We start from the raw sequence: 15,373 nt of genomic DNA on the forward strand, positions 1-15,373 counted from the left end.
ATGACGAACCCGTTCGAGGACCCCAACGGCACGTTCCTGGTCCTGGTCAACCAGGAGGGACAGCACAGCCTCTGGCCCACCTTCGCGGCCGTCCCCGGTGGCTGGCACAGCGTCCTCGGCCCGGCCAGCCGGGCGGAGTGCCTGGCGTACATCGAGGCCAACTGGACCGACATCCGACCGGCCAGCCTGGTCGCCCAGTACGCGTAACCGCTGCTCCGCACGGCCCTCCACGCCCCGCGTGGGGGGCCGTCGCCGTCTGCTCGGCCCGCCCGTCGGCGGGCGTCGTGCTGCTCGGCCCGCCGCCGGGCGACACGTTCCTTGTTGTAGTGGTCTCGGGCGGGTGCGTGGGGGACAACATCCTGGTACGTGCGTAAATCTGTGACGGGGTTTTCCGGTGGCGCTACGGAGGCGTCACAACCGGCGGTGGTGCGACTGCCGACCTACCTGCCCCCGTAACTACCGGCCGCCGACCGATGCCGCTCCTATATTCGAGCTGTGCAAAACGAAGTCACCGGAGACGGAGAACCGTTTTGCGGAAATGGCGTCCCCATGCTGACCGGAGAGCCGCGATGGCGCATTCGCAAGGTGTTGGAAAAGTGCTGCTGACCGGTACCGTTTCGGATTCGCACACCTGGAACCTGGTATTTCTCGACCTGTTTCTACGGGAGCGGGGCCACGAGGTGGTCAACCTCGGTCCATGTGTGCCGGCCGACCTGCTCGCCACGCGGTGCCGGCTGGACCGTCCGGGCCTGGTGGTCATCAGCAGCGTCAACGGTCACGGCTACTCCGACGGGCTGCGCGCCGTCACCCGGCTGCGGGCCGAGCCCGGTTGTGCCGCCGTACCGGTGGTGATCGGCGGCAAACTCGGCCTGGACGGCCGCGACGACGCCGGTCGGGCCGACCGGCTGCGCCAGGCCGGCTGCGCCGCGGTCTTCGACGACGGTGACCTGACCGCCTTCGACCACTTCCTCACCGCACTGTCCACCGGAGAGTCCACGCTGGCCGGACGGTCGGCGTGACCGCCGCCCGCGGTGACCTGCCGGTCGGCGTGACCGCCGTCCGCGGTGACCTGCCGGTCGGGATGACCGCCGCCCCTACTGAGCTGCCGGTCGGCGTGACCGCCGGGGTCGTGCCGCCGGTGGGGTCGTTCGGGTGGTTCGTGGCCGAGGCGGCCGCCGCCGGTCGGCTGGTCGTCCAGCCCCGGATGGGCTTCAGCGACCTGCGGCGGATGCGCGCCGGGCTGGAGCAGACCCGGTTCGCCGCGGCCACCACCGTCGGCACCGTCACCATCGACAGCTACACCCGGGTCGGCGCCCACGACACCGCCCGCCGGGCGCTGGCCGACGGCACCGGACTCAACGGGTACCCGATCGTGGCGTACCCGCCGGAGACCACCCGTGCCCTGCTCGCCGGGGTGCACGACGGGTCGTTCCCGGTCCAGGTGCGGCACGGCTCGTCCCAGCCGGAGGCGATCATCCGGGCCTCGGCCGCCGCCGGCCTGGCCGCCACCGAGGGCGGCCCGGTCTCCTACTGCCTGCCGTACGGGCGTACCCCGCTGCGTGACTCGGTGCGCAACTGGGCCCGCGCCTGCGAGCTGCTCGTCGAACTGGCCGGCGACACCGCCCACCTGGAGAGCTTCGGTGGCTGCCTGCTCGGCCAGCTCTGCCCACCCGGGTTGCTGGTCGCGGTCAGCCTCCTGGAGGGCGTCTTCTTCGCCCACCACGGCCTGCCCAGTGTGTCGCTGAGCTACGCCCAGCAGACCCACCCCGGTCAGGACGCTGAGGCGATCCGGGCGCTGCACCGGCTGGCCGCCGAGTTCCTGCCGCCCACGGTGGACCGGCACGTGGTGCTCTACACGTACATGGGCACCTTCCCGACCACCGCCCCCGGTGCCCGGCGGCTGTTGGCGGCCTCGGCCGAGCTGGCCGTGCGGGCCGGCGCGCAACGGCTGATCGTCAAGACCACCGCCGAGGCCCACCGGATCCCCACCGTCGCCGAGAACGTCCGGGCCCTGGAGGCCGCCGCCGCGACCGCCGGCGTCACCGAACCGGAACCGGCCGCTCCCGCCGGGGGTGACTCCGAGGTGTACCGGGAGGCGCGCACCCTCGTCGAGGCGGTGCTGGAGCTCTCCACCGACCCGGGCCGGGCCCTGCACACCGCGTTCCGGCGGGGGCTGCTCGACGTCCCGTACTGCCTGCATCCGGACAACGCCGGCCGGTCCCGCAGCGTCATCGACGACAGCGGCCGGCTGCGCTGGTCGGCGGCGGGCCGGATGCCGGTGACCGTACCGGCGGGACGGGACCGGCCGGCGATGACCTCGACGGGACTGCTGTCCGCCCTGCACACCGTCGCACGCACGTACGACCACTGAGACCGGGAGGCGAGATGCACCACCCCGACCACCAGCCAGACGGCCGCACCCACCGGCCGGCACCGCTCGGCGAGCACCTGAGCGCGCCGACGACCAGGGCCGCGATGGCGGTGCAACAGGAGGCGCTGTACGCGGCCCGGGAGTTCCTGCGCGGTCAGGGCTGCACCGAGCTGCTTCCGCCACTGGTGGGCCCGGTGACCGACCCCGGTGGCCGGGGCGCCAAGGCCCTGGACGTGGACTACTACGGGCAGCCGTACAAGCTGATGACCAGCGCCATCCTCTACAAGCAGGCCTCCCTGCGCGGCTTCGACCGGCTCTTCTACATCGCCCCGAACGTCCGGGTGGAGCCACCGGAGACCGCCGGCACCGGCCGGCACCTGGTGGAGTTCCACCAGATCGACGTGGAACTGGCCGGCGCGACCCGCGACGACGCGATGGAGGTCGCCGCCGGGCTGCTCACCCACGTGGTCCGGCACGTACTGGACACCGTGCCGCAGGTCCTGACCGAGCTGGGCCGTGGCCCGCTGGCCTTCGCCGAACTGCTCGGCGACAAGTTCGACACCTGCACCCACGCCGAGGCGGTCGACCGGCTGCGCGGTGGCGGACACCCGCAGAGCGCCGACGCCGAGATCGACTGGGTGGGGGAGGAGACCCTGTCCCGGGAGGCGGACCGGCCGTTCTTCGTCACCGACTACCCGAAGGGTTCCCGGGGCTTCTACGACCGGGAGGACCCGCAGCGCCCGGGGGTGCTGCGCAACTTCGACCTGATCGCCCACGGCGGCTTCGGTGAGCTGGTCAGCGGCAGCGAACGGGAGGTCGACTACGCCACCATCGTCACCCGGATGCGGGAGAGCGGCGAGAACCCGGCCAAGTACGCCTGGTACCTGACCATGGCCCGCGAGGGCATCCCGGGCAGCGCCGGGTTCGGCATGGGGGTGCAGCGGCTGGTCCGGTTCCTCACCGGCCTCGACGCGCTGTGGCAGGTCAGCGCGTACCCGAAGCTGCCCGGGGTGGTGGCACCGTGACCGGCGTCAACGCACCGGGCTTCCCCGAGGCGCGGGTCCGCGCCCGGGCCCGCAACGGCACCGCCGAGGTCTTCCCGCCGGTCGACGAGTACGGCATCCAGCTGTTCGGTGCCGACGGTGACGCCGCGCCGGCCGACCCGGGTTGCCTCGACGACCTGGACACCGCCCGGCTGGTCCCGCCGGTGTTCATGCCGCAACGCCTGGAGAAGCTGATCGAGCTGGGCCGCGAACCGGTCCCCGACGACGTCGACCTGGCCACCACCATCGGCGGTTTCCGCGCCCCGTTGCCGGTGTACGTCAGCGCGTTCGGCTCCACCCGGATCGCCGCCGGCGACGCCGGGCTCGCCGCCAGCCGGCAGGCCGGCCGGCTGGGTCTGCCGATGGTGATCGGGGAGAACCTGGTACCGGTCGGCGGCTACCGCCGCGGCGGCGACACCTCGCCGATCCTGGCCCGGATCCGGGCCTACGCCGAGCACTGCCCACCGGAGCTGGGTGGCGTGGTGGTGCAGCAGAGCACCGAGGACGCCGACTCGGAGGTGTGGAACCTGGTCTACAGCGACCCGTCGGTGCGGGACCTGGTCGACTCGGGTCGGCTGGCCTTCGAGCTGAAACTCGGCCAGGGCGCCAAGCCGGGGCTGGGCGGCATGACCGTGGTGGACGCCGCCGACGCCCGCCGGCTGGCCGACCGGTTCGACGTGCGGGACGTCCTGACCGGCGACCGGTGGCTGCGCTGTGCCACGCCGGGCACCTTCACCGAGGAGATCGTCCGGCAGCAGGTGCGGTTCATGCGCAACAACTTCCCACGCGCCCGGGTGTGGGTGAAGTTCCATCCCGGCCGGGACGTCGCACACGCGGCCACCACCGCCTGGCGGGCCGGCGCCGACGCGGTCACCGTGGACGGGGCGCAGGGCGGCACCGGGTGGGCCCCGCGCGCCTTCCTCGGTCAGGTCGGGCTGCCGCTGGGGGAGTGTCTGCGCCGGATCGGCCGCCCCGAGGGCTGCCTGCTGGCCAGCGGCCGGATCTGGGAGGGCGGTCGGGCGGTCCGCGCGCTGGCCCTGGGCGCCACCGCCGTCGGCCTGGGTCGGGCCGCGCTGCTGGCCGTCGACACCGACGGCGAGCAGGGACTGGTCCGGCTGGTGTCGGCGTTGGCCTTGGAGGCCCGCCTGCTGATCAGCGCGCTGGGCCGGTACGACGCCGGCGCGTTGAGCGTGGACGACCTCTGGTGGCCCGGCGCCGCCACCGCGCCGCCAGCCACCGTCGTCACCCCGGCCGTGCCGGTCGGAGGTGGGAGGTGACCGCCCTGGTGGAGGTCGGCGCGTACCTGCCCGAGTCGAGCGTGGCGGTCGCCGACATCTGTGCCGCCGTCGACGCCGACCCCCGGCTGCTCTGGACCTTCCGCCGGTTCTACGGCCTGCAGTCGGTACGCCGGGCTCCCGACGCGGACCTGCTGGACCTGATGGTCTCGGCGGCCGGGGCGCTACGGACCCTGCGCGGCAACGAGCACCGGGTCCGCTACGTCATCCTGGCCCGTACGGTCACCACCGCCACCCGTGCCGGCGAGCACCCGGTGGAGGAGCTCTGCGTCGCGCTCGGACTGCCGCACGCGGTGGGGTTCACCCTGACCCAGCACGCCTGCGCCACCGGCCTGCTCGCGGTCGACCTGGCCGGTCAACTGCTCGCCGCCGACGCCGACCCGGACGCGTTGGCGCTGGTGCTCACCGGGGAGAAGATCTTCAGCCCGATGCTGGAGATCATCCCGGAGAGCACGGTGATGGGGGAGTCCAGCGCGGCCTGCCTGGTCTCCGCCGGCGGCGGACGGGACCGGCTGCTCTCCTACGCCACCCGCACCCTGGGCCGGTACGCCGAGCAGTTCCCACCGCAGGCGCTGGACCCCCGCTTCCTCGCCGAGCACAACGACGTGCTGGCCGGGGTGATCCGCGACGCCGTGGCCGCGGCCGAGGTGAACCTCGACGACCTGGCGCTGATCCTGCCGCACAACGTCAACCGGCTCTCCTGGTCGTGGACCTGCCGACTGCTCGACGTCGACCTGAGCCGGGTGTACCTGGACAACCTCGCGGTCACCGGGCACTGCTTCACCGCCGACCCGTTCATCAACCACGTCCACGCCCGCGCCGCCGGCCGGCTCCACCCGGGGGACCTCTACCTGATGGCCTCCGTCGGCCTCGGCGCGACCTTCTCCGCCGCGGTCCTGCGGCACTAGAACCCCGCCGCGGTCCTGCGGCGCCAGCACGCCACCCGCCGCGGTCCTGCGGCACCAGCCACCGCGCACACCCGCACGATCCGCCTACTGGAAGGGAAGACCATGCCACCGCCGCACCCGACGTTCCTCGACGGTGTCAGGCACGCCTGCACCGGCGACGCCGGCACCCCGTTCGTGCTGCTCGGCAACTTCGAGGTCGAGGACGAGTGGGCCCGCGACGAGGTGGGTCTGCCCACCGTCGGTGGCCGCGCCTCCGCCGCCATCGTCAACCGGATGGACGAGTTCGCCGTCCTGCTCGCCGGCCCGGGTGACCACGTGGTGCTCAAGTCCGCGCCGGACGCGGACTACCTTGCCTGGCTGTCGTCGCTCGGCATCGACCTGCCGAACATCCTGGTCACCGACGACTCCGACCCGGCCGCCACGGTCAGCGTCGACGCGCTGCGCTCACCCCGCCTGCAGGCGACGCTGCGGGAGCTGGCCGGCACCGGGGCACACCTGCTGCCGCACGGCATGTCCACGCTGGAGGAGCGGCTCTGTGAGCTGACCGGGCTGGCCCCGGCGCTGCCGCCGGCACCGGTGGTCAAGGCGGTGAACAGCAAGATCTACAGCCGGCGGGTCGCCGCCGGGCTGGGACTGCCGCTGGCCGTCGGCTGGGAGTGCGAGACGGTCACCGAGTTCGCCGAGGCCGCCCGGCAGGCAGCCCGGTCGGTCGCCGCCGGCCGGCGGGTGGGCGTCAAGGACGCCTACGGGGTCTCCGGCAAGGGCATCGTGGTCGTCGAGGACCCCCGCCGGCTGGACCAGCTCGTCCGGATGGTCACCCGGCGGGCGGAGAAGACCGGCGACCAGCGGATCGGTCTGGTCCTGGAGGAGTGGGCGGACAAGGCCCTCGACCTCAACTACCACTTCACCGTCGGCCGCGACGGCACGGTGCGCTTCGACTTCGTCAAGGAGGCGCTCACCGACAACGGGGTGCACAAGGGACACCGCATCCCGGCCCGGATCTCCGCCGAGCACCACGCGCAGCTGGTGGCCGCCGCCGAACGGCTCGGCGCCCGGCTCGCCGCCGACGGCTTCCACGGTGTGGTCGGAGTGGACGCCATCACCACCGGCGACGGCGGTCTGCTGCCGGTGCTGGAGATCAACGCCCGGAACAACATGTCGACGTACCAGACCAGCCTGCAGGAGACCTTCACCGGCCCGGACACCGTCGCCCTGGCCCGGCAGTACGACCTGAGCCTGACCCGGCCGGTCAGCTTCGCGGCCCTGCGCGACCAGCTCGACGACCTGCTCCTCACCCCCGAGCGGGGCACCGGCCTGCTGGTGAACAACTTCGCCACGGTCAACGCCGCCGCGCCCGCGCCGGACGACCCTCGCCCGTACGCCGGACGGCTGTACGGCCTGTTGGTGGCCGGCTCCGAGACGGAGCTGGTCGGCCTGGACCACGCCATCGCGCAGATCCTGCGGAAGGAGAACGTCAATGTCTGAGTCGACCTCGGTCGGGACCGTGGCCGTCACCGAACTGGTCGAGCGGTTCGGCACCCCACTCTACGTCTACGACGGCGCGCGGATCACCGACCAGTTCCGGGGGCTGCGCGAGCGGCTGCACCCGGCGGTGGAGATGTTCTACTCGCTGAAGGCCAACCCCAACATCAGCGTCTGCGCCCTGCTGCACTCCCTGGGCGCCCGCGCCGAGGTCTCCTCGCTCACCGAGCTGGTCACCGCCCAGCGGGCCGGCGTACCGGCCGAACAGATCATGTTCCTCGGGCCGGGCAAGAGCCGCGACGAGATCACCTCCTGCCTGAAGGAGGAGATCACCGTCATCTGCGAGTCCTTCGGCGAGCTGGCCCTGATCGACGAGATGGCCGCGCAGCTCGGCACCACCGCCCGGGTGGTGCTGCGGGTCAACCCCAGCTTCGCGGTCAAGGGCAGCGGGTTGACCATGGGCGGCAAGCCCCGCCAGTTCGGCATCGACGAGGCGGCCCTGCTGGCCGCCGGTGACCTCACCGGCCGGCACGCCTCGGTCCGGCTCTGCGGATTCCAGGCGTACCTGGGCACCCGGTTCCTCAGCGAGGAGGTGGTGGCCGAGAACACCGCCCGCATCCTCGACCTGGCCGAGCGCCTCGGCCGGCACCTCGGGGTGCCGCTGGAGATCGTCGACGTCGGCGGTGGACTCGGGGTGGCGTACTTCCCGGGCGAGCGGGACCTCGACGTGGCGGAGCTGGCCGAGCGGCTCAACCCGGTCTTCGCCGCCTTCCACCAGCGGCACCCGGCCACCCGGCTGGTCATGGAGCTGGGCCGGTACCTGGTCGGGCACAGCGGCACGTACGCGGTGCGGGTGCGCTACGTCAAGGACTCGATGGGGGAGCGGTTCGCCGTCGCCGACGGCGGCACCAACCACCACATGGCCGCCGTCGGCATCGGCTCCTTCATCAAGCGCAACTTCCCGATGCGCCTGCTCAACCGGGTCAGCACCGCCGAGGCGGTGAAGTGGAACGTCACCGGCCCGCTCTGCACCCCCAACGACACCATCGGCAAGGCCGTCGACCTCCCCGCCGACCTGGCCCCCGGCGACGTGGTCGGTGTCGAGCGCTCCGGCGCGTACGGGCCGACCGCCTCACCGGTGCACTTCCTCAGCCACGGCTACCCGGCCGAGGTGCTGGTGCACGACGGGCAGGCCCGGCTGGTCCGCAGCCGCGACGACGTCGACAGCATGCTCGCCGCCCAGATCCTGCACGACTTCCGCTGATCTCCCACCCGGGCGGGCCCCGCCCGGATCTGCACACCCACCGAAAGGCAGGAACCTCCCATGTCCCTCATCGTCACCGCTGACCAGCAGGTCGTCGCCGCCATCGTCACCGCCCTGGAGGAGGTGCTCGGTCAGGAGCTGACCGACGTCACCGAGCAGACCCGGCTCTTCGACGACCTGAGCCTGGACTCCACCAGCGTGCTCGGCCTGCTGATGGCCCTGGAGGACGCCCTGGACATGCAGGTCGACCCGGAGGGCCTGCAGCAGAGCCACCTGGAGACCGTCGGCGCGCTGGCCAGCTTCATCACCGAGAGCCGCTGAGGCGTGCCGGTCCTGCGGCGGCTCGGGGAGCAGACCGGTCCGGCCGCGCCAGGTGACGCGGCCGGACCGGCCCTCGAACGCATCATCGGATTCACCTTCGACGACCCGGGTGTACCGCCCGGGGACGACGAACTGACCGCCTTCGTCGACCACATGGAGTCGATCCACGGGCGCTTCGCCGACCTGACCTGGCTCACCGGCGGGACCATGGTCAGCTACCACGACATGGTCCGCACGGTGGTCGACACCCTCGGCCCGGCCCTGGTCGACGTCGACCTGGTAGTCACCGTCGAGGCCAGTCAGGACTGCCGGCACCAGAGCTTCCCCGGCAGCCTCCTGTGTGAACTGCTGCCCGGTGACCCGCTGATGATGGGCATCTCCGAGCAGGGCGTGGCCGGGCCGTTCACCGCGCTCCGCATCGCCCACGACCAGGTGGCCGCCGGGGGCGCCCGCCGGGCCCTGGTCGTGGCGATGGAGCAGAACACGCTGCCGCCCGACGACGCCGCGGTGCGCCCGGGGCGGAACCTCGCGGTGGCGATGCTGGTCGGCCCGGACGGCACCATGCCGCTCGGCCGGCCACGGGTCGCCCGTACCGCCGCCCCGGCCGCCGCCGGGTCCACGCCGCCCCGGGGCGACGTGCTCGTCGCCGGTGCCGCCCTCGCCGCCCCGCCCGGGCGGGCAACGGTGGTACGGGCCCCCGCCGGACACCCCTGTCTCGGGGTGTGGCTGACCCTGGCCAGCCTGCTCGAACAGGGCCTGGCGGCCGGCTCCCGGGTGGTCGTGGCCGACGAGGACCCGGTGCTGCCGTACCGCTGCGAGGTCGTGCTGACCCTGCCGGCCACGCCGCACCCGGACACCGCGACCCGACCGGGTACCCGGGGATCGATCGCCCGGGTCGGCGCGCCGCACCCGGACCCCGCCGCGGTGCCCGTCCGTCCACACCGTCGCAAGGAGCTGGCGCGATGACCGTCACCGTGACCCCGCCCGCCACCGCCGCCACCGAGCTGCGGCGGCACCGGACCACCGGGTACGCCGACGGCGCGACCACCGCCCTGGCCCAGCTGCACGCCACGGTCAGCGCCGGGGTGCTGCCGGTCGGGCCGGGCGGACACGCGCTGGTACCGGTCGACGTCGCGACCACCTGCGACCGGTACACCACCCCCACCGGGGCCCGGTCGCGGGCCGGCGTACCGCACGAGCTGTTGGACCGGATCCCGACCGCCGACGGTGAGCTGGTCGCCCTGCGGGTGCCCGGCGGCGGTCCGGCACCCGGGCACGCCTGGTCGGTCGGGCTGGCCTGGATCCGGCTGGGCCTGGCCGAGCGGCTGCTGGCCCGGAGCGTGACCCACCTGCGGGGCCGGACCGTCGCCGGCACCGTCACCCTGCACCTGCCGATGGTGCGGGCGATGCTCGCCGACGCCGCAGCCGGGATCGCCGAGGTCCGCGCCCTGCTCGACCCCGACCACGGTCCGGGCGTCGGTGGGCTGGGCCGGGTACGCGACAGCCTCGACGAGGTCGGCCGGACCTGCCTGCACCTGCTCGGTGCGGCCGGCTTCCTGGCCGACGGTCCGGGCGCCGAGGCACGCGTGGCCGAACTGCTCGCCGACACGTACCCGCCCCCGACCGATCAGCCGTCGACCGATCCATTCTCGACCGAGTTGGAGGCGTCGTGACCAGCGACCTGCTCACCGACCTGCGGGCGGTGGCCCGGGAGCACGCCGACGGACTGCGGTCCACCGCCCTGGAGCTGGACCGGGACCCGTCCCGCGCGGTGACGCTGCTGGACCGGGGGCTGCCCTGGCGGCAGCTGATCGGGCTGCCCGCGGCGTACAATCCCGATCCGCTGCGGGTACGGGGCCGACCGGTGTACCTGGACTCCTGCGCGCAGCAGGTGGTGGTGCTGGAGGAACTGGCCCGGGCCGACGCCGGCGCGGTGCTGGCCCTGCCAGGTCCGTCGATGTCCGGGTTCGTCGTCACCGAACTCGCCGACGGCGACCAACTCGACCGCTACTGGCGTACCGTGGCCACCGGCGCGACCTGGACCTTCTTCGGCATGACCGAGCCGGCCCACGGCTCCGACCCGGGCAGCATGGGCACCACCCTGCGGCCGACGGGGGAGGCCGACGGGCTGCTGCTCACCGGCGTCAAACGGTTCGTCGGTAACGGGGCCCGCGCCCGCATCGGGGTGGTCTTCGCCCGCCGGCACGCCGGACCGCTGGGTGTGGTGGCGGTGCTTGTCGACACCGACCGGCCGGGTTTCACCGCGGTGCCCCTGCCCACCCTGGGCCTGCGCGGACTTCAGCTCAGCGAGCTGCGGATGACCGAGGTGCCGATCGCCGGGGCCGACCTGCTCGGCCGGCACCGCTCGGCCACCCGGCAGGGCATGTGGGCGGCCACCCGGACCTTCAACCGGTACCGTCCGGTGGTCTCCGGCCTGGCCCTCGGCGTGGCGCAGGCCGGTTACGACCTCGTCGTCGCGGCCCGGCACCGGTTCCGGTCCGACGAACGGCACCTGCTCGCCGACTGGGCGCGGCGGCTGACCGGCACCCGGGCGTTGGTGCTGGCCGCCGCGCACGCCGCCGACCGCGACCCAGGCGACGGCACCCTCGCCTCCGCCGCCAAGATCAGGGCCACCCGGCTGGCCGAGGAGATCACCACCTCGGCGGTCCGGCTGCTCGGTCCGGGGGCCCGGTGGGAGCATCCGCTGCTGGACAAGCTGGTCCGGGACGCGCGGGCCTTCGAGTTCATGGAGGGCACCGGCAACATCCAACGGCTCAACCTGGCCCAGGGCTACCTGCAGGGACGGCTCGGCGATGCCCGGGTGGCCTGACCCGACCCGGGCCGGCGACCCGCCCGTCGCCGCGCTGTCCGGGCCACGGGCGGGAACCGGCCCCGGGCCGCCACCGGGTGCGGACATCTGGCACATCGGACTGGACGTCGAACCCGAGGTGGTCCGGTTGGTCACCGAGCTGCTCGACGCCGACGAGCGACGGCGCGCGGCGGGCATGCGCGACCCGGTGGCCGGCATGCGGTACGTGCTGGCCCACGCCGCGGTCCGCACCGTCCTCGGCGGGTACCTCGGCACCTGCGGGTACACGCTGCACTGGGCCCGGGGACCCAACGGCAAGCCGTACTTCGACGGCCGGTGGCGCCGGTGGCAGTGGAGCCTGAGCCGCTCCGGCGGGCACGCCCTGCTCGCGGTCTGCCTGACCGATCCGGTGGGCGTCGACCTGGAACAGATCCGCGACGGCGATCCGGTGCCGGCGCTGGCCACCCGGTTCCTGCCCGCCGAGGAGGCCGCCGCCGTCCTCGGGCAGCCCGACCCGGCCGGTCGCCACGCCGCCTACCACCGGCTGCTGTCGCGCAAGGAGGCCTGCGTCAAGGCCAGCGGCGGGCGGTTCCTGGAGGGGCTGCGCCTCGGTGTGCTGATGTCCGGCGACGCCGCAACCGGCGGGGTGGCCGCCGGGCCCGGCCAGGTGACGGGGACCGGGGCGCTGGCCGGGCAACGGTGGATGCTGCGGGACCTGCCGGCGCCACCGGGCTACGTCGCGGCCCTGGCCACCACCGGCACCCGGCTCGGCCGGTTGCGGATGTTCGAGTGGGACTGGCGGCAGCCCCACCACCGCCGCGAAGATGCCGGCCGGCTGCGCCGCAGCCGCGAAGATGCCGGCCGGCTGCCTGACGAACCGCCGAACCCGCCGCCCGCGGAAACCTATCGTTCGGTACGCGGCAGCCCCGTGATCGCCAGCGGCCCGAGGGAGAGCCAGTGAGGTGGAACCCGCATCAGTCCGACCTGGACGGTGACGATCCGACATCCGGCGGTACGGGACTCGTCCGGTTCGTCCCCTCGGACGTGCCGGTGCTGACCTCCTGCCCGGCCGACCGGACCGGGGCGATCCGGGCCGCCGGGCGGACCCTGGCCGAGATGGGTCGCTCCTACCTCGGCGGCCACCTGGAGATCAGGGCCACCGGTACGCCACGGCTGGCCCGGTCCGCCGAGCGGCTGGCGGCGGTGCGGGCGGTGCAGAACGTCCTGCGGGGCGGGTGCGGATCGGTCCGGTTCCCGGTGCCGCCGCGCTGGCCCGCCGGGCCCGGCTGTCCGGGTGACGCCGACTGCCCCTGCCCGGGCGCCGGCCACCGCCCGAGGTCACCCGGCCCACCGCGACCACCGGGCCCGTCGGGTCCACCTCCGTCGCGCCCACCCACGGCACGACCACATCCCCAGCCCGGTCCGGGCGATCCCACAGTGAGGCAGATCGATGAAAAGAGCTGAACCGGCCCCGGCCGGCGCCCAGGCGGCGATCCAGTGGCGCAAGGTCCTCACCCTGACCGTCAGCCAGGGGCTGTCGCTCACCGGGGACTATGTGCTCCTGGTCGCGCTGGGCTGGACCGCCGTGCAGCTCGGCGGGGCGGGCGCGATCACCACGCTGATGCTCGCCGGCACCGTACCGCGCGCGTTGACGTTGATCTTCGGTGGTGCCCTGGCGGACCTGCTCGGGCCCCGCTTCGTGCTGCTGCGGACCACCTCGGCCCGGGTCCTGCTGTTGGCCGGCGGCGCGGTCGTCACCCTCACCACCGGCTGGTTCTGGCCCCTGGTGGTGATCGCCGCACTGGAGGGGGTGCTGCTCGGTCTGGCCAGCCCGTCCAGCAGCAGCCTGATGCCCCGGCTGGCCACCGGTGACCAGTTGGCGCGGGCCAACTCGCTGTCGGCGATGGTCACCCGGATCGCCCCGATCGTCGGCTCGCCGATCGGCGCCTGGATGATCGTCACCGGCGAGCTGTGGCACGTCATGGCGGCGGTCTCGGTCACCTGCGCGGTCTCCTTCGTCGGGGTGTCCGTGGTGACCCGGGGGATGACCGGTGGCACCCGGACACCCGGGGAGAACCTGCTGCGTCGCTCCGGCGACGGTCTGCGTCTGCTGCGCGCCCACGGCCGGCTGCGCTGGCTGTTCATCTGCGCCTTCTGCCTGGACATGGCCTTCGGCTGGCCGATCGACGTGGCCCTGCCGCTGCTGGTGGACGGGCGGGGCTGGGGCGTGGCCTCGGTCGCCGTGGTGGTGGTCGCCTTCAGCGCCGGCGCCCTGGTCGCCGGTGCGCTGGGTGCGCTGCTGGCCCACCGGATCCCGCTGGCGTTCCGACTGGTCGTCACCGGGGTCGGGATCGGCGTCGGCATCCTGCTGATGGCCCTGATGCCCTCGGTGGTCGCCCTGGCCACGGTCGGTGCCGGGGTCGGGCTGATGGCCGGACTGAACGGCCCGGCCATCGTCACCGTCTACCAGCAGGCCTCGCCGAAGGCCCGGATCGGCACGGCCATGTCGATGCTGACCCTGGCCAGCATCGGCACCACCCCGGTCTCCATCGTGGTCTTCGGCGCGCTGTCGGCCCTCATCGGCACCACCGCCACCTGGCTGGTCTGCGGGTTCGTGGCGCTGGCCGCACCGGTGGCCGCGGTCCTGGCGCTGCGCCAGCCGGTACCCGCCGACGAGTCCGCCACCCCGGACCCGGCCACGAGCGCACCGCCCACCGCCGCAGAGCCGCCCACCGCCGCAGAGCCGCCCACCGCCGCAGAGCCGCCGGCCACCGTCGTCGCAGAGCGGCCCACCGGCGCTGAGCCGGCCATCGTCGTCGCAGAGCGGCCCACCGGCGTGGCGGAGCCGGCCATCGGCCCCGGGGCGGTCGCCGGCTCCGAACCGGCCACCGTCGCTCTCGCCGGCCGGTCCGCCTGATCGCGCCCGGCCGGCGGACGGGACCCCGCCGGCCGGGCGCGACGGCCTAGACGTTCACCACGCGGTTGTCCACGATGGCGGAGAAGGTCGACTCCGGCTCGATCAACCCCCACCGCACCATCCACCGGTAGGTCCGCTCGAACTCGCCCTGCGGGTACGGCTCCGGGTCGGCGTAGCGCAGCCGGCCCGGGCGGAAGTCCGCCGGTTCCAACCGGACCAGCTCCTGCGGGATCTCCTCGACGAAGTGGTGCAGGTACGGGCGGATGTCGGCGTTGATCGTCGCGACCGCGCGCCGGACCCCCCGGTCCACCGCCGCGAAGGTCTCCGGGTCGACGTCCGCGCTGGCGATCTCCGAGCCGACGTAGAACGCCTCGGTCACCAGCACGTACCCGAGTTTCTCGGCGGCGGTGGTCCACGGCTCCATCAGGGCGACCGCGTCCACCTCGCCGTCGCGCAGCTTGCGGAACCGCTCGGCCGGACCGCCGGCGTGCACCACCTTGATCTCGTCGGCCTCCAGGAAGCCCTCCAGCGACTGGATCGCCAGGTAGTGCGAACCGTGATGGAAGTTGACCCCGACGGTCCGGTTGGCCAGGCCCTGCGGGTGCAGGATGCCCGAGTCGGGACGGACGAAGATCGCCTGGCTGGCCACCGAGGCGCGTTTGGCGATGATCTGTCCGCCCCGGCTGCTGTCGTGCGAGCGGCGGATCTGCCCCCACTCGCAGGCTCGGTAGAACGAGACGTCGCCGCTCTCGAACGGCTTGGAGATGCCACCGAACGAGCTGACCAGCTCGTGCTCCTCGATCGGCTTGACCACCGCGTCGTACGCGCCGGGGGCGACCAGTTCCAGGTCGATGCCCTCCTGTTCGAAGTAGCCGTGTTCCAGGCCGACGAGGTAGGGCAGGGTGAAGATGGCGCCGCTGCGGACGCTTCTGACCTTCTTGAGTGTCACGGGATGGGTCCTTT

Annotated in this window: 15 protein-coding genes; 14 read left to right on the forward strand and 1 reads right to left on the reverse strand. The window is 73.6% G+C overall.

What is annotated here, in order from left to right; genetic code table 11:
- The 14 genes from ACN28G_RS10405 to ACN28G_RS10470 all read left to right on the forward strand — a co-directional run bounded on the left by ACN28G_RS10405 (nt 1) and on the right by ACN28G_RS10470 (nt 14,410).
- Nucleotides 1–207 carry an MbtH family protein gene (locus ACN28G_RS10405; protein WP_091437932.1) on the forward strand — a complete coding sequence of 69 codons (207 nt, stop codon included), beginning with the start codon at nt 1–3 and terminating at the stop codon, nt 205–207.
- A 389-nt stretch (nt 208–596) separates the two neighbouring features.
- Nucleotides 597–1,019, forward strand: a complete 423-nt coding sequence (locus ACN28G_RS10410) for a cobalamin B12-binding domain-containing protein (RefSeq protein WP_217628817.1) — start codon at nt 597–599, stop codon at nt 1,017–1,019.
- A 62-nt stretch (nt 1,020–1,081) separates the two neighbouring features.
- The gene (locus ACN28G_RS10415) at nt 1,082–2,371 is read left to right on the forward strand and encodes a methylaspartate mutase (protein WP_091446438.1); all 1,290 of its coding nucleotides are present in this window, start codon (nt 1,082–1,084) and stop codon (nt 2,369–2,371) included.
- Between the two features lie 14 nt (nt 2,372–2,385).
- Nucleotides 2,386–3,396, forward strand: coding sequence for an asparagine synthetase A (locus ACN28G_RS10420; RefSeq protein ID WP_421478984.1), 1,011 nt, complete (start codon nt 2,386–2,388; stop codon nt 3,394–3,396).
- Entirely contained in the window at nt 3,393–4,691 is a 1,299-nt protein-coding gene (locus ACN28G_RS10425) for a glutamate synthase-related protein (protein ID WP_421478985.1), read from the forward strand. The genes ACN28G_RS10420 and ACN28G_RS10425 overlap by 4 nt, the downstream gene beginning before the upstream one ends.
- Nucleotides 4,688–5,617, forward strand: coding sequence for a 3-oxoacyl-[acyl-carrier-protein] synthase III C-terminal domain-containing protein (locus ACN28G_RS10430; RefSeq protein WP_091446441.1), 930 nt, complete (start codon nt 4,688–4,690; stop codon nt 5,615–5,617). Before ACN28G_RS10425 ends, ACN28G_RS10430 begins: the two co-directional genes overlap by 4 nt.
- 102 nt (nt 5,618–5,719) lie before the next feature.
- Nucleotides 5,720–7,102 carry an ATP-grasp domain-containing protein gene (locus tag ACN28G_RS10435; RefSeq protein WP_091437946.1) on the forward strand — a complete coding sequence of 461 codons (1,383 nt, stop codon included), beginning with the start codon at nt 5,720–5,722 and terminating at the stop codon, nt 7,100–7,102.
- Nucleotides 7,095–8,363, forward strand: a complete 1,269-nt coding sequence (locus ACN28G_RS10440; protein WP_421478986.1) for a type III PLP-dependent enzyme — start codon at nt 7,095–7,097, stop codon at nt 8,361–8,363. The genes ACN28G_RS10435 and ACN28G_RS10440 overlap by 8 nt, the downstream gene beginning before the upstream one ends.
- A 60-nt stretch (nt 8,364–8,423) precedes the next feature.
- Nucleotides 8,424–8,684, forward strand: coding sequence for an acyl carrier protein (locus ACN28G_RS10445; RefSeq protein ID WP_091437953.1), 261 nt, complete (start codon nt 8,424–8,426; stop codon nt 8,682–8,684).
- A 3-nt stretch (nt 8,685–8,687) separates the two neighbouring features.
- Complete coding sequence (locus tag ACN28G_RS10450; protein WP_421478987.1) at nt 8,688–9,650, forward strand: hypothetical protein; 963 nt, start codon at nt 8,688–8,690, stop codon at nt 9,648–9,650.
- The gene (locus tag ACN28G_RS10455; protein WP_421478988.1) at nt 9,647–10,357 is read left to right on the forward strand and encodes a hypothetical protein; all 711 of its coding nucleotides are present in this window, start codon (nt 9,647–9,649) and stop codon (nt 10,355–10,357) included. Before ACN28G_RS10450 ends, ACN28G_RS10455 begins: the two co-directional genes overlap by 4 nt.
- On the forward strand, nt 10,354–11,514 hold the full coding sequence (locus ACN28G_RS10460; protein ID WP_091437963.1) for an acyl-CoA dehydrogenase family protein: 1,161 nt from the start codon (nt 10,354–10,356) through the stop codon (nt 11,512–11,514). The genes ACN28G_RS10455 and ACN28G_RS10460 overlap by 4 nt, the downstream gene beginning before the upstream one ends.
- Nucleotides 11,498–12,454: a 4'-phosphopantetheinyl transferase family protein gene (locus tag ACN28G_RS10465; RefSeq protein WP_091437967.1), complete on the forward strand. Its 957-nt coding sequence runs from the start codon at nt 11,498–11,500 to the stop codon at nt 12,452–12,454. The genes ACN28G_RS10460 and ACN28G_RS10465 overlap by 17 nt, the downstream gene beginning before the upstream one ends.
- A 489-nt stretch (nt 12,455–12,943) precedes the next feature.
- On the forward strand, nt 12,944–14,410 hold the full coding sequence (locus ACN28G_RS10470; protein WP_421478989.1) for an MFS transporter: 1,467 nt from the start codon (nt 12,944–12,946) through the stop codon (nt 14,408–14,410).
- A 46-nt stretch (nt 14,411–14,456) separates the two neighbouring features.
- On the opposite strand, the gene ACN28G_RS10475 is transcribed toward ACN28G_RS10470, so the two are convergent.
- Nucleotides 14,457–15,359, reverse strand: a complete 903-nt coding sequence (locus tag ACN28G_RS10475) for an ABC transporter substrate-binding protein (protein WP_091437970.1) — start codon at nt 15,357–15,359, stop codon at nt 14,457–14,459.
- Nucleotides 15,360–15,373: the final 14 nt, after the last annotated feature.

The organism is Micromonospora sp. WMMA1923, assembly GCF_049179195.1.
GTDB lineage: Bacteria > Actinomycetota > Actinomycetes > Mycobacteriales > Micromonosporaceae > Micromonospora > Micromonospora yangpuensis.